This window comes from Planococcus sp. TJ-302 (assembly GCF_058268455.1).
The window spans coordinates 1,704,199-1,719,255 of sequence record NZ_JBZDOI010000001.1; the positions used below are offsets into that span (position 1 = coordinate 1,704,199).

Genomic DNA, 15,057 nt, shown 5'->3' on the forward strand with positions numbered 1-15,057 from the left:
AAATGTTCCTATTTTAAAAGAAGGAGGAATTTGCATGAAACTGAACAGGCAATTAAAAGTGAATGGACAAATCAAAGATCGGGGTACGATCAAGTGGACAGCGATGATGCTGCCCGAACATGTGCAGATGCTACGCGACTGGCAGAACCACGAGCGCAGCGATACCAGACCCCGTTTGGATGAATTCGACCTTGAAGCTCTTTACGAGGAAATCCACTTGGCTTATAAGCGGCAATGCCTTATCGAAATCCGCGTCTGGCAAGAAGAGGTGAAAGCTTTCACCGGGGTTGTCGCGGCGATAGACCTTAGGCTCAAGATGCTGTCCTTAGACAGCAGCGGAAACGTATTAAAGTTTTCTTTTGACGCTATTATTGGAGCAGCAATGCGTGAATAGCTCCATAAAATACGGTCGATTTCAAAATTTCGGGATTAAACCGGCTGGCAATGGGGCATATAGAGAATAGTCTTAAGGATGGAGGTCGGATATATGAGTAAATTTATGTCGTATGCTAAAGCAGTCGGCGGAGAAATTAAAACAGACAAAGCCACTACCTTAGCTGCTGCACAAGCCTATTATTATTTATTAGCAATTGTCCCTTTATTAATTTTGCTATTGTCGATCTTGCCTTATTTGCAGATCGATCCGAATGCCGCTATGGAATTCATCGCCGGCATCATGCCAGGTGAAGTGGCGAGAACATTCGAAGACACCATTGTCAGCGTGGTCACCACGCCATCTGGCGGTTTGTTGACATTCGGTATCCTGGGGACATTATGGTCGGCTTCAAATGCCATGAACGCCTTTATCGAAGCAACGAACACAGCTTACGATGTTGAAGAAACCCGTTCGTTTATCAAAAAGAAAGCCATGGCCATCGTCTTGACGTTGTTCATGCTTGTTGCAGTCATCATCGCTTTGGTCTTGCCAATTTTTGGCGGAGCCATCATCGATGCAATCAGTTCTACCCTAAATTTGCCGGAACAGACAGAAATCATTTTCCAAGTTTTGCGCTGGGTTATCTCGATCGCTGTTATGAGCATCGTGCTGGCATTCCTTTACAAATTTGCGCCGAATAAGCAATTCCCTTTCAAAGAGGTATTGGTCGGTGCAGTCATCGCTACCGTTTTATGGCAAGTCGTGTCACTCGGATTTTCGATTTACGTGGCAAACTTCGGAAGCTATTCCGCGACATACGGAAGCTTGGGCGGGTTAATCGTCTTGATGCTTTGGTTCTTCTTGACCGGTTTGATCCTCGTGATCGGCGCCGAAATCAACGCTGTCATCCATAAACGCAAGAATACGAAAAACGCTCCTGCGCAAGTGTACGAGGAGTAGCAAAAAGGCGCACCGCTGAATTCAGCGGTGCGCCTTTTTTCATTTACAGCGCTATTGTTTGCTGCCTTTCAGCTTTTTTGCATCTTCATGCCTGGCCGATGTTCAAGGAAATTCCGGCAAGCGAAACCCGCCACTTCATCTTCCGAATAATGCTTTTGCAATTCGTTTACAAGGTTTTGGAACTTCGAGGCATTTTCTAAATCAATGATGTGTGAAGCGATGCCGTCAAAATCGGAACCGATTCCAATTTGCTTTACGCCCCCCAGGCTGCAAAAATGGTCGATGTGCCGGATTAAATCCGGAATCATAATATCTTTCGGATTGGGTTTGATAAAGTCCAGGCAAAACACGACATCAATCATGCCGTCCTTCGCGAACATCGCCTTAGCTTGTTCATCATCCAAGTTTCTCGGGTGATTACAAAGCGCCCGCGCATTGGAATGGCTCGCAATAGGATAATCAGCGAGTTCCATAACGTCCCAGAACCCTTTCACTGATAAATGCGAAACGTCCGTGAAGACTCGGTTTTCATTGTTCAAACGCACCACGTCCTTGCCAAGCAGGGTCAGCCCTCCACCTCGGGGTTCCCCGGCGCCGTCCGCGCATAAATTCGCATTGTTCCACGTCAATCCGATTGACAGCACACCCAGGCGATACAGTTGGCGCAGCTTCATCAAATCATTGCCGAAAGCATCCGCTCCTTCAAGTGTCAAAACAGCACCAATTTCGCCATCCGCCAGCGCATCGATATCTTCCCAGCGTTTAATGTGCTTCATAGCAGCATTCTTGCCAAGAATTTCCGTGTAAAACAGATCGACCTGTTCAAGCGCGTGCTGCCATTTTTCATTGTCAGGCAAATCCGGATACAGAAATACCGCAAAAAATTGGACTTTGACGCCGCCTGAACGGAGCCGCTCGTAATTCGTTTCAATTCCATCCGCATCCGTGAAATTCAACGGCTGCTGTTTGTAGAAAGCCCCTCTTTTAGCAAGCTGCAATTTCAGTAAGGCGTCGCAATGCGTATCGATAATCTGCACTTATTCATCCCCCTCTTCCAGGCACGCTTCGATAAATCCGTTGAAAATGCCGATAGAAGGGGCGTCACCAGCAATAGCCATATTCTCTGGATGCCATTGCACCCCCAACACAAAATGATGCTCCTTGCTTTCAATCGCTTCAATCACACCATCACTTGCTGTACCGCTTACGAGGAAAGACTCCGGCACCAATCGGTTGGCTTGATGATGGCGGCTGTTGACTTTCAATTGCGTCGTCCCCGTCAAGCGCTGCAGCAGAGAACCTTCCGGAATATGCACGAAATGCGAGCCGTGGAATTTTGGCGCCTTCTGCTGATGCTGAAGCAAGTCTCCTTCTTTCTGAGTAGTGATATCCTGATACATATCCCCGCCAATGGCAATGTTCAAAATCTGCGCCCCGCGGCAAACAGCCAGAATCGGCTTGCCCAATTCCAGCACCTTTTTGATCAGCGCCAATTCAAACGCATCGCGCGAGGGAATGATCACTCCGAGGTTCGGATGCGGTTCTTCGCCGAATAGCGTTGGATCGATGTCGTAGCCGCCAGCAGCAAATAACCCATCAATTCGGTTCGCAATCTGGTCGATGTCTTTTTCTGCCAATAAATGCGGAAGCATGATTGGCAAGCCGCCTGCCTGTAAAATAGCTTCTGTGTCCGCCTGTTCGATTGTGTAGTGTTCTTTGCCCAATTCTTTCGATGCCGTGATGCCAATGATTGGTTTCATGCTATTTTCCCCCTGTGACTGAATATTTTGTCTGAATATATTAAACATACAGAATTACCCGCCAAAATGCCAGATGAACCGAAAGATATTTCTGTGTAAGGAGAACCTGTGGGTAGGCTCTTTTCATTGCGCTTCAACGTACTTTCATGTCTCGAAGCTAGCGAAGCGATGCAACGTTTTTTCATGTCCCGAAGCTAGCGCAGCGTTGCAGGGACAGAGACAGGCGGACGCGTTCCGCGGGCCCGGCTTCAGTCTCCGCCTTCCGCTTCATTCAAAGGTATTTCTTAATATAGAAAATCATCTCTTTTACCAAAGATCGCGAAAGATATCCTTTCTGTAGTTTCTCAAGGTTCTACAGATATGGAGCAAAACAGCTCCGACTCCCGCGGGACAGCGCAGTGCCGAAATCCACTCGAACGTTAGCACGAGTTAGTTCGGCGCAAGCCCGCAGGAAAGATATGGCCGAAGGTAGTTCGGCCGTATCTTTGCGACGAAGCAGCGCAGCGATGCAACGCACTTTCATGTCCCGAAGCTAGCGAAGCGTTGCAGGGACAGGAGCATATGGGCTTGCGGGGCTATTTTGCGGAATATCGGCTTTAGTAATACTACTCTCCAACACTTAAAAATCCCGATAAGCAATCGCTTATCGGGATGGCATTTATTGTTCTTCGCCGTATTCCGCTATTGCTGATGCAATGGCATCTTCGATTGGCGTCACGGTCGCAAGATCGTTATTGATCAGTATTGAGAAAATCAATTTTTCCCCGCTGCGTGTTTCTGCATATCCGGATAATGCTGAAACAGCTGTCAGTGTTCCCGTTTTAGCGGTGACATTGCCAGTCGCTTCCCCTGTTTTCATGCGGTTGCGGAGCGTCCCGCCTACGAAACGTTCAGGAACACCTGCTACTGGCAGCGAGTTCAAGTAAGCTCCGAACCATTCTTCCTGCTGCGCTCCGTGAAGAAGAGCCGAAATTTCATTTGCAGGGACAAGGTTGACATGCGACATGCCCGAGCCATCGCGCAGCTGGACCGTGTCCATATTCACGCCGAGGTCTACAGCAACGTCTTCAACAACTTCAAGCCCAGCGTCCCAGCTTCCTTCACCGGAAACTGCCTGGCCCATTTCTTTCACCAGCACTTCAGCATGTCCGTTATTGCTCAGTTTCATAAACGGAATGTAAAGCTCACGCAAGGTCATAGATTGACGCTCAGCCAGCATAGTCGAACCTTCAGGTACCTTGCCCATCTTCATGCCATGTTTGCCAATCAATTCGATTCCTTCTGTAGCCAAGGCGTTTTCAAACAAGTCTAAGGCGTATCCCGATGGTTCCGTCACGGCGATCCACTCACGCGTACGTGAACCTTCAAGCGGCATTTCGCCTTCGATGATGATGTCGTTTGAACCGTGGGCGCGGATGATGGAAACTGTTTTCTTGCCGCCGACTGCTCCTGTGGTCGTGTTATTGATGATGTTGACGTAATCCGTATGGGGCGTCAGCGTTACTGCTGTTTCGGCGCCTTGCGCATCGCCGGGATTCACTTCGACAATGACAGAGCCCGCATCGTAATCTTCGTTCGGCGAAGCCGTCAAAGCCGACACTTCAGCGCCGTAGTAATAGCGCTCGTCTTTCCATGTGATGTCTTCGGAAAGCCGTTCATCGTCATACCACGTGTCATCTCCGATAAGGTCGCCTTTCACTTTTTCAATGCCCTGGCTTTTCAGCTCAGCGGCAAACTCCTCAAAGTCTTTTTGCAGAAGCGTAGGATCGCCTTTCCCTTTCAAGTATAGGTTCCCTTGCAAAACTTTTCCTTTGAGTTGGCCATCTGTATGTATTTCTGTGCTGAAACGATGATCTTCTCCTAAAGTCTCCAGCGCTGCCGCACCGCTGAACAATTTCGTGTTCGATGCCGGCGTCAATCGGGAATCTCCGAAATGGTCGTATATCACTTCCCCGGTCTCCGCTTTGCGTATACTGACGCCTGTCGTTGCACCGTCCAGGCGTTTATCCTGCAGCAACAAGTTGATGTCATTTGCGAGTCCTGCATAATCGTCATCCGCCCCAACTCCTTGATCGGAATTTCCACCTTGGACAGGCGATACTGCCAATACAGCCGCCAGTACGACGGGCACCCCCCACTTCAATACACGTTTCTTTTCCACTTTTCCAGCCCCTTTTTCCTAGTGATAAAAAAAGCATAGCACACCAGGAGAAAGAATTTTCTGATTTTTTAACAAATGATTCCAACTACTTAGTATATTTTCATTAAATAGGAATATGTTCCATAATTTATAAAATAGATTAATTGTTTTATTCTTGTCCATAGACCGATGAACCTAACGCAAAAGCCGCAAAGCATTTACGCTTTGCGGCTCGGTTTCATAACTTACATGTCCCATTGCAGGCCAGTCGAATAGATAAGGCGTTCCCCGATAAAGATTCTGCATTCTGTATTCGGACATTTTGCTGACAATGAAATTTTGATGTCTTCAGACTCCCCGCGGCTGTTTTTCAGTTTTCCATAAAGCCGTGAACTCAAGTGCAAGCCGATGTGTTCATCCTGCAATACGCCGTCAACGTAAAGTTTATCATTCAACAGCGTATTTTCCACGTGAATGCTATGATCTTCGTATTTCAGCTTCCAGGTGTTTCTCATCCAATCGCCTCCGCCTCAAGGTTATATTACTGCCAGTATAACAAAGCCCTTCACCAAAGGCGCCTATTCAGACCTGCCCAAATAAAAAAAGCATCGCGTTTTCGCGATGCCGGGCTTTCCTTATTCTTTAATCAATTCCAGTTCAACTGGAATCGATGCTTCCACTTCTTCGCCGTTAAGCGACTTCACTGCAGCGTCAACTGCCATTTCACCAATCATTTGCGGTTTCTGCGCAATCGTTCCTGCCATACGGCCTTCTTCCACTGCTTTCACAGCATCATCAGTTGCGTCAAAGCCGACAACTGTAATGTCTTTTCCTGCAGCTTCAATCGCTTCAAGAGCCCCTAAAGCCATTTCGTCATTATGGGCAAACACACCCGTAATGTCAGGGTTCGACTGAAGAATGTTCTCCATAACAGTCAATCCTTCTGAACGGTTGAAGTTAGCTGTTTGTTTAGCAGCCACTTCCAAGCTGCCTGATGCAATTTTGTTGAAACCTTCACCGCGTTCGTTTGCAGCAGAAGATCCTGGTACCCCTTCAAGTTCAGCAACTAAAGCACCTTCGCCGACCAATGACACAAGGAATTCCCCTGCCATTTCACCGCCAGCAATATTATCCGAAGCGATGTGTGAAACTACTTCGCCGCCAGCTGCACTGCGGTCAACTGTAATAACTGGGATGCCAGCCGAGTTCGCTGATTCCACTGCAGCCGTTACCGCTTCCGAGTCAACCGGGTTAATCATGATCAAATCCACGCCTTGCTGGATCAAATCTTCTACGTCACTTGCTTGTTTTGAAGCATTGTCCTGTGCATCTACAACCGACAATTCAGCGCCAAGTTCTTCCGCTTTCGCTTCCGCGCCATCATTCAATGTGACGAAGAACGGGTTGTTTAATGTAGAAATCGAGAATCCGATTTTGAATTCCCCGCTTGATTCTCCGCCGCCTTCCTCTTCTTCAGACCCAGAGCCTGGGGCTTCCATTGAACACGCTGCTAAAATAAGCATTGCCAACAACACCAACAATAATTGAACCTTTTTCATTTCTCAACACTCCCTATGCTGTTTTTTTACGGTCCAATAGAACCGCCAATAATATTACTGCACCCTTCACCACTTGCTGGAAGAAGGAGGTTACCCCAATAATGTTCAAGCCATTATTCAATACGCCGATAATCAACGCGCCGATCAATGTTCCGACAATCCATCCGCGCCCGCCGGTTAAACTGGTACCGCCGAGGACGACCGCTGCAATCGCATCAAGCTCGAACATCTCTCCCGCGGTTGGCTGCGCCGAGTTCAAACGGGAAGTCAGCATGAGCGCCGCCAAAGCCGATAATAATCCCGTCAGCGAGTAGACATAAATTTTGATGCGGTCTGTGTTGATGCCCGACAAGATGGACGCTTCTTCATTGCCGCCGACCGCATAAACGCGGCGGCCGAAAGTCGTTTTCTTCAAAATGAAATACAAGATTCCGAAGCTGATCAGCATGGTGACAACCGGAATCGGGATTCCAAGAAAATAGCCTTTGCCAAGCATTTGGAACGCCACATTATCGCCAAGCCCGGAAATCGGACGCCCTTCCGTGTAAACGAGCGTCAGCCCCCGGTAGATGGTCATTGTGGCAAGAGTCGCAATGAATGGCGCCACTTTCCCTTTTGCAATGATGACACCGTTAACCGCGCCAAGAATAGCTCCGAGCAGCAGCCCCGCAAGCATTGCCAAAATCGGATCAATGCCGCTCGCAATCAAGCCTGCGCTCACAGCACCGGTCAGCGCCAAGATAGAGCCGACCGATAAATCGATGCCTCCAGTCAAAATAACAAAAGTCATACCGAATGCAATCAACGCGTTAAAGGAAACTTGTCTCAGCACATTGAGCAAATTGTTTACGGATAGGAATCCAGGCTCTAAAATCGAAAATATTAGGACAATAACAATCAATCCGATAAATGGACCGATTTTTTGTAATAAAGATTGATTAGTGTTCTTTAACTTCATGGTTCCCGCCTCCTGCAGCAAAATGCATAATTCGTTCCTGGGTCATTTCGGCTTTTGGCAAATCAGCCGCTACTTTTCCTTCGTGCATGACCAGCACGCGATCCGCCATCCCGATGACTTCAGGGAGTTCCGAGGAAATCATCAATATCGCAACTCCGCGTTCTGCAAGGCTGTTGATGATTGAATAGATTTCCTTTTTGGCTCCGACATCGACGCCGCGCGTCGGTTCATCGAGAATCAGCAGCTCGGGTTCGATCCCCAGCCATTTGGCAATGACCACTTTCTGCTGGTTTCCGCCGCTTAAGGATTTTGCCGTCTGCTGCGGCCCTGACGTTCGGATGCCCAAGCGTTTGACCATGCTGTCGTACAACGAGCGTTCTTTTGTTTTGGAAATCAGGCCGTTTTTCGAAATCGCAGAGAAATTGGTCAGACTGACGTTTTCTTCGACGGTGAAATCGACGATCAGCCCCTCACTCTTGCGGTCTTCCGTTATATAGCCAATGCCCAATTCCTTCGCTTGTTTTGGAGTTTTTATTTTTACAACCTGCCCATCAAATTCGACTGTCCCTGAATCCGCTTTCTTATAGCCGAAAAGCGACTGCGCCACTTCGGTGCGCCCTGCGCCCATCAAACCGGCGATCGACAACACTTCGCCCCGGCGGATTTCAAAACTGACATCTTCAAAGCAATCCTTGCGGCTCAAGCCTTTTACTGCCAGCTTCACATCGCCGATCTCGGCATTGCGCTGCGGAAAACGTTCGCCGAGCTCGCGGCCGACCATCATCTGGACGATTTCTTCAAACGATGTTTCCGATATCCGCTTGTCCCCTACATACTCGCCATCCCGCAAAATCGTTATACGATCGCAAAGCGAAAAGATTTCTTCCATGCGATGTGAAATGTAGATGAATGATACGCCGCGCTCTTGCAATTCACGAATCGTCGCGAACAAGGTATCGATCTCGCGATCTGTCAACGCCGCTGTCGGCTCATCCATGACAATCACTTCTGCTTCAATAGCCAGCGCTTTCGCAATTTCCACGATTTGCTGCTGGCCGACGGACAACGAACTTGCCGGTGCTGCCGGATCGATGTCCAGGCCCAGGTCCAGAAGCGCTTTTTTCGTTTTCTGTTCCATTTTTTTAGTTCTGATGATTCCAGTGCGGCCGAATGTCTCTTCATTCCCTAAAAACATATTATCCATAATCGACAAATGCGGGAGGATGTTCAGCTCCTGATGTATTACAGCTATCCCAGCTTCTTCCGCTTGCTTCGGCGACGTGAAATGGACTTCCTTGCCTTTTACTTCCACCGTTCCGCTGTCGCGCGAGTAAATGCCCGTCAGTATTTTCATCAGCGTCGATTTGCCTGCGCCGTTTTCCCCCATCAATGCATGGATTTCTCCAGGTTCCAATGAAAACTGTACATTCTTCAATACTTGGTTGCCGTTGAATGACTTCGATATATTGGTCATTTTAATCATTGGGATTCACCTGCCCTTTTTAAAAGATCACACCAGAACGAAGAACAATATTGGCGTATGGCGTCGCTTCACCCGTCCGGATGATCAGCTTCGCCTCTTTACTCATTTTCTTCAATTCGTCATGCGTAATGTATGCGGCATTGACCTGCTCTAAAACACCTGTTTCAACTTCAGGATTCTCTTCTGTTATTTCCCGGGCAATAAACCCGGCTTCCGCTTCGAAATCTTCCAGGACCGCCTGTAGCACCGTAAGGAAAGAAGGTTCGCCGATGCGGTAGGATAAGTCGATGCATGGAACCCCTTTCGGTACCGGCAAACCGCAATCGGCAATGACGAGAAGGTCTGTATGTCCGAAGGCCGCAAGCGCTGCCGCTATGTCACGGTTGATCATGCCATGTTTTTTCATGTTTGGTTATCTCCCATACGCTTCAGAACTTCCTGCCGGGATGGCATTCCGCCTTGAGCTCCGAATTTTTCCACCGATAACGATGCAGCCGCATTGGCAAAGCGCACTGCTTCCGCAAATGGCATGTTTTCCACCAACGCCACAGCGAACGCTCCGTTGAACGTATCACCTGCGCCTGTTGTATCAATCGCTTGTGTTTCAAAACCTTTTACCTGGATATGCTTGTGGCCGTCAAAATATCTTGCCCCTTCTTTGCCTAAGGTGACAATCAGGCGGTTCGGGTATTGCTCAATTTCCCGCTCCCATTCCGCACCGAAGATTTCTTCTGCCTCTGTTTCGTTCGGCGTCAAATAAGTGGCGTATGGCAGGAGTTCTTTTGTAAAAGCATCAGCTGGCGCCGGATTCAAGATGGTCGGCACATTATGCCTATGGCAAATTTCCAGCGTCTGCTGGACGACTGGAATCGGAAGTTCCAATTGCAAGATGACGATGCCGCTTGCTGCGAGCTTGGATTCAAATGCCTCTAGTTCGTGCGCTTCGATGGCGTGATTTGCGCCTGGTACGACGATGATGCGGTTATCGCCTTCAGACAATAGAATATTCGCAATTCCGCTTGTGCCTGCGACACGCTTCACCAAGCCGATATCTATGTTTTCAGCAGCCAAACCTTTCAGCAGCTCATCCCCGAAAGCGTCCGTTCCGACCGCTCCGATCATTTGCACGGCTTCACCAAGCCGCGCAGCCGCAACTGCCTGATTGGCTCCTTTGCCTCCCGGTACAGTCGTATACAAATCGCCTAACGCTGTCTCCCCTTGCTTTGGAAAGCGATTTGCCCGTACGACCAAATCCATATTCACACTGCCCACTACTGTAATCATTCTGCCACTCCCTTTGTTGTCCCGCGAAGCTTCAATTGCACCGGCACTTCGTAGAAATGCTGGTCAACGGGCTGGTTTTCAATCCGCTTGATCAAAACCCGCGTTGCAATCGCTCCCATTTTATAAACATCTTGTGCCACTGTTGAAAGGCCGGGCGATAACATCTCGCCCATTGCAATTCCATCAAAGCCGACAATCTGCAATTCTTCAGGTACTTTGATGCCGAGCGTCACCGCCGCTTTCAATGCTCCTGCCGCCGAGACATCACTGCTGGCAAAAATGCCGTCAATTTCTTTATGCGCCCGTAAGAATTCATCCGTGATTTTTTGCGAATCCGCGAAATGGAACGGAGATGTCGCCACATGGTAATCAGCGCCCGCTGCCTTGATGGCATCCATAAACCCTTCATAGCGGTCATTCGCTGGGTTGAGCTCACCCGGGCCTCTTAAAAACAGGATGTTTTTGCAGCCTCTTTCCAGAAGTGCATTTGTGCCCATCGCCGCCCCTTCCCGGTTATTGGAAGAAACGGTTGGTATTTTGTCGTTGATTGCGCGGTCAAGTGCCACAATCGGCAAGGTCATATTCGCGTAATGTGGAGCATCCAGCTGGTTCGACGTCACAATAAAACCGGCAATGTATTTTTTCTTTAATGTATTCAAATAATTTTTCTCTTTTTCCGGATCTTCATCCGAGTTGCATAAGATCACAGTGTAGCCGTAAGTCAATGCAACATCTTCAACCGCCCTTGCCAGTTCCGGAAAAAACGGATTAGTGATGTCTGGCAATATCAAACCGATCAAATTCGACTGTTTGGTATTCAGCGACCGGGCAACTGGATTCAATTCGTATTTCAATTCTTCAACTGCTGAAGCAACAGCTTTTGCTGCGTCCGTACTGACATAGCCGCTGTTATTAAGAAAACGGGAAACTGTCGCTACGGATACCCCAGCTTTTTTTGCCACGTCTCTGATGGTTGTCATTGTACTGGCTCCATTCCTAATGCGTGTGTAACCGGTTACACAAAATATACATCGCTGTTTCACCCTTGTCAATGTGAAGATTTTCCAGAAAACAAAAAAAGATTCCATCGGGTGGGATGGAATCCTTTTGATCAATTGCACGGCACGCGAATATCGCCGTTGCTGTTTTGTCCAGTTAAGCTGTAGCTCACTACATTAAAGCCTTTTTTCTGCAGAAAGCGCGCGCCCAAATTCTTTTCGATTGCGTCCGATGCCAGTAAATGTATAGGCTGATCCGGAATTTCCTTATGACTGCGCATTAAATAAGAAAATGGCAAGTTCATAGCTTCCGGCACTTCTCCATGCGAGATATTGTAAGGGCGGATATCCAGAATCGTCAAAGACTTGGAATCCACATCTTCGAGGCATTCTTTTTTCATTCCGCGAAGCGGCATGAACCTGCGGTATCCGCAGCCTGCAAGCAGCAGCGCCAGTAGAGTAATCGGTATTGCCATATCCATTCACCTGCCCCTCTGCATCTTAAAACCGCCGGAATAGTTCCGGCGGTTCGATTTATCCTGTTAGTTACGCTTTTACTCTAATCGACCATTTCGAATAGCCGCCTGGCATGTTGACGATGTTATCAAAGCCGTTCGCTTTCAGCAGGCTCGCTGCAATCGCCGAGCGCGCTCCGCTTTGGCAATGGACGATGACTGTCTTGCTGGCATCGACTTCTTCCAGACGGTTTTTCAATGTGCCCACCATGATGTGGATGGCATTTTCAATATGTCCTTCATCATACTCCGTTTTATTTCGAACGTCGAGTACATTAGCTTCGCCATTATTGATCATTTCTTTTGCTTCTTCAATGGTCACGTTATCGTATTTATCCAAGCTGTCCGCTTGGCCGACAACCGTGTCTGCATCCGCATAGCCAAGAACTTGGTCAATGCCGATTGAATGCAAAGCGATGACCACTTCGTCAAGCGATTCGGGATTCACCAGAATGTATACCGGTTTTTTGTAATCCACGACCCACCCTGCCCAGTTCGTGAATGAGTTATTGAACGGGATGTTGATGGTCCCTGGAATGAACCCTTGGCTAAAAGCATCCGCCGGGCGCAAATCCAAGACTTGTTCGCCTTGTTTCAACAAGTTCTTGATATCGGCGAATCGATCGATCGGTTTCAGTTCGGGCAAGTTAGCAATCAACTCTGGACCCACTTTGTTGACCGATTTCATGACCGCGAAATAATACGGCGGTTCTGTCTGCCCTGCCAGCAATTCTTCCATGAAGGAAGTTTCATCTTTGAATTGCATAGCCCAGTTAAAGAGCTTTTCGTAACCGACGGTAGTTGAAGGCATTGCGCCTATTGACTTACCGCAAGCACTTCCTGCACCATGTGCCGGCCAGACTTGCAAATAATCCGGAAGCTCTTTAAAGCGTTTGATTGATTTGAACATCTCTTTAGCTCCAGATTCTGAAGTGCCTTGGATGCCTGCCGCTTTTTCAAGCAAGTCCGGACGGCCGACGTCACCGACAAAGACAAAATCACCTGTGAAGATTCCCAATGGCAAATCGGCTGCTTTTGTATCAGTCAAGATAAATGAGATGCTTTCCGGCGTATGGCCAGGAGTATGCATCACTTCAAAGATTAAATTGCCGATACTGAATTTATCGCCATCTTTTAATAGTTGGTGGCTGAGATTATCTGTGTTCTGGTATTTCCAATCCTTGTCGCCTTCATCCGAAATATACATCTTAGTTCCGAAACGGTCAGCCAATTCGCGGGAACCGGAAACGAAATCTGCGTGGATATGAGTTTCAAGCGCTCCGACAATTTTCAATTTTTCTTTTTTAGCAAGTTCAACGTATGGGTTAATATCGCGCATCGGGTCTACCACTACTGCTTCCCCAGTTGCCTGGCAGCCTACGACATAAGATGCGTGCGCTAATTTATCATCATAGAAATATCGTAATAACATAAATGATTCCCCTTTTCCTATTGTTTAGAGTGGCCAAATATAATATACCCTTAGGGGTATGCTATGTAAAGCAATCTGCTTTATTTTTTCTTTCATTCAGATACCTACGCTGTGAAACCGCAGTTTGGCGGGATCACATCGCAGCAGACGGGTAAAATAAAAAACCCCCTTTTCCGCCATGCCTACACCAGGCTGGAGAAAAGAGGGATTCGGTTTTATTATTCAATTACGCGTTGACTTCCTGTTCCTGAATTGCTTCGGTACGGTTTTTCTCCGTTTCCGCTACGTATACGGCACAGGCTGCGTCGCCTGAAATATTGATTGCGGTTCTAGTCATATCAAGCAAACGGTCGATCCCGAGCACAAGACCGATTCCAGCTACCGGAAGATTGACGCTGCCCAGCACCATCGCCAGCATGATCAAACCGACGCCTGGTACACCCGCAGTTCCGATGCTTGCCAAGACGGCAGTTAAGACAACTGTCGCCAATTGAGTCATCGTTAAATCGACGCCATAGGCCTGCGCGATGAACATTGTCGCGACGCCTTGCATAATGGCCGTGCCATCCATGTTGATCGTTGCGCCAAGCGGCTGGACAAACGAACTTATCGATTTAGGTACACCCAACTGTTTTTGGGCAACATCCATAGAGACAGGCAAAGTCGCTGTACTGCTAGACGTACTAAATGCCACACTCATTGCAGGGGCAAACTTCTTGAAAAACCAGATTGGGTTTTTCTTCGCCAATAACCCAATCGTTCCGCCGTAGGTGAAAGCGGCGTGGATGAATAATGCAGCTAAGACTACCAACATGTATGCGCTCATCGCTTTAATGGCAGACAGCCCCTGTGACCCGATAGCTGTCGCAATCAGACCAAATGTTCCATAAGGAGCGAACTTCATTACGATGCCGACAAGATACATCATAATGTCATTGCCTTGTTCGATGAGATTTACTATCCCTTTCGTTCGTTCGCCAAGCGCTGTAAGCGCCAAGCCGATAAACACAGCAAAGACGATGATTTGCAGCATATTGCCGTTTGTCAGCGCTTCAAGCGGGTTTTTCGGAATGATGTTCAGTAATGTTTCTGCGACAGAAGGCGCTTCTTCCGAATCGAATTCTGCGGTTTCCAGATCAAAGTCTCCTGCGAGTCCAGGTTGGACGATTGCGGACAGGCCAAGGCCAATTACTATAGCAATCGTAGTTGTCACGAGAAAATAAGTGATTGTTTTAAAGCCGATCCGGCCAAGTTTCGCTGGATCGCCAAGCCCCGAGGTTCCAAGGATAATTGAAAAGAATACAAGCGGCACGACCAGCATGCTGATCAAGCTCAAAAAGATTTGGCCAAGCGGTACGAACAAGTATGTATTAAAATTATCAAAAGCGTCAGGCGCAAACAGATTGATGAGCAATCCTGTAAGGGCTCCCAATATCAATCCGGCAATTACTTTTACAGTCAAACTTTTCTTCTTCATTCAAATCTTCCTTTTCTTCTGACATAGGCAATAGTTTAACTCAAATAGCAAAGGAATTATAGCGTAAAGTAGTTGCTCGAATTGCGCTTCAACAAATATACTACTATAGTATTAT

At 47.9% G+C, this 15,057-nt stretch carries 15 protein-coding genes; 2 read left to right on the plus strand and 13 right to left on the minus strand.

The features are described from left to right. Positions 1-34 precede the first annotated feature (34 nt). Both AC4EHB_RS08335 and AC4EHB_RS08340 read left to right on the plus strand, forming a co-directional pair. Complete coding sequence (locus tag AC4EHB_RS08335; protein ID WP_490975105.1) at positions 35-394, plus strand: YolD-like family protein; 360 nt, start codon at positions 35-37, stop codon at positions 392-394. A gap of 93 nt (positions 395-487) precedes the next feature. Continuing rightward, on the plus strand, positions 488-1,336 hold the full coding sequence (locus AC4EHB_RS08340; protein WP_490975106.1) for a YihY/virulence factor BrkB family protein: 849 nt from the start codon (positions 488-490) through the stop codon (positions 1,334-1,336). A 68-nt stretch (positions 1,337-1,404) separates the two neighbouring features. Here the strand turns inward: AC4EHB_RS08340 and AC4EHB_RS08345 are convergent, their stop codons facing one another. From AC4EHB_RS08345 to AC4EHB_RS08405, 13 genes are all read right to left on the minus strand, one after another. Then, positions 1,405-2,373 carry a dipeptidase gene (locus AC4EHB_RS08345; protein WP_490975107.1) on the minus strand — a complete coding sequence of 323 codons (969 nt, stop codon included), beginning with the start codon at positions 2,371-2,373 and terminating at the stop codon, positions 1,405-1,407. Then, the gene (locus AC4EHB_RS08350; RefSeq protein ID WP_490981183.1) at positions 2,374-3,096 is read right to left on the minus strand and encodes a gamma-glutamyl-gamma-aminobutyrate hydrolase family protein; all 723 of its coding nucleotides are present in this window, start codon (positions 3,094-3,096) and stop codon (positions 2,374-2,376) included. Positions 3,097-3,754: 658 nt separating this feature from the next. After that, positions 3,755-5,257, minus strand: a complete 1,503-nt coding sequence (dacB, locus tag AC4EHB_RS08355; RefSeq protein WP_490981184.1) for a D-alanyl-D-alanine carboxypeptidase/D-alanyl-D-alanine endopeptidase — start codon at positions 5,255-5,257, stop codon at positions 3,755-3,757. 224 nt (positions 5,258-5,481) lie between these two features. Next, on the minus strand, positions 5,482-5,751 hold the full coding sequence (locus AC4EHB_RS08360) for a hypothetical protein (protein ID WP_490975110.1): 270 nt from the start codon (positions 5,749-5,751) through the stop codon (positions 5,482-5,484). 120 nt (positions 5,752-5,871) lie between these two features. Next, a complete protein-coding gene (gene rbsB / locus AC4EHB_RS08365) occupies positions 5,872-6,795 on the minus strand; it encodes a ribose ABC transporter substrate-binding protein RbsB (RefSeq protein WP_490981185.1) in 924 nt (307 codons plus the stop codon). Between the two features lie 13 nt (positions 6,796-6,808). Further along, a complete protein-coding gene (locus AC4EHB_RS08370; RefSeq protein WP_490975112.1) occupies positions 6,809-7,753 on the minus strand; it encodes an ABC transporter permease subunit in 945 nt (314 codons plus the stop codon). Continuing rightward, entirely contained in the window at positions 7,734-9,236 is a 1,503-nt protein-coding gene (locus AC4EHB_RS08375; RefSeq protein WP_490975113.1) for a sugar ABC transporter ATP-binding protein, read from the minus strand. Before AC4EHB_RS08375 ends, AC4EHB_RS08370 begins: the two co-directional genes overlap by 20 nt. A gap of 19 nt (positions 9,237-9,255) precedes the next feature. Further along, entirely contained in the window at positions 9,256-9,642 is a 387-nt protein-coding gene (gene rbsD, locus AC4EHB_RS08380) for a D-ribose pyranase (protein WP_490975114.1), read from the minus strand. Beyond that, a complete protein-coding gene (gene rbsK, locus AC4EHB_RS08385) occupies positions 9,639-10,520 on the minus strand; it encodes a ribokinase (RefSeq protein ID WP_490975115.1) in 882 nt (293 codons plus the stop codon). Before rbsK ends, rbsD begins: the two co-directional genes overlap by 4 nt. After that, the gene (locus AC4EHB_RS08390) at positions 10,517-11,500 is read right to left on the minus strand and encodes a LacI family DNA-binding transcriptional regulator (RefSeq protein WP_490975116.1); all 984 of its coding nucleotides are present in this window, start codon (positions 11,498-11,500) and stop codon (positions 10,517-10,519) included. The genes rbsK and AC4EHB_RS08390 overlap by 4 nt, the downstream gene beginning before the upstream one ends. Before the next feature lie 131 nt (positions 11,501-11,631). Further along, entirely contained in the window at positions 11,632-12,000 is a 369-nt protein-coding gene (locus tag AC4EHB_RS08395) for a rhodanese-like domain-containing protein (protein ID WP_490975117.1), read from the minus strand. Between the two features lie 64 nt (positions 12,001-12,064). Then, on the minus strand, positions 12,065-13,465 hold the full coding sequence (locus AC4EHB_RS08400) for an MBL fold metallo-hydrolase (RefSeq protein WP_490975118.1): 1,401 nt from the start codon (positions 13,463-13,465) through the stop codon (positions 12,065-12,067). A gap of 226 nt (positions 13,466-13,691) precedes the next feature. Beyond that, positions 13,692-14,942 (minus strand): dicarboxylate/amino acid:cation symporter, encoded by a 1,251-nt coding sequence (locus AC4EHB_RS08405; RefSeq protein WP_490975119.1) that lies wholly within the window; start codon positions 14,940-14,942, stop codon positions 13,692-13,694. Positions 14,943-15,057 lie beyond the last annotated feature (115 nt).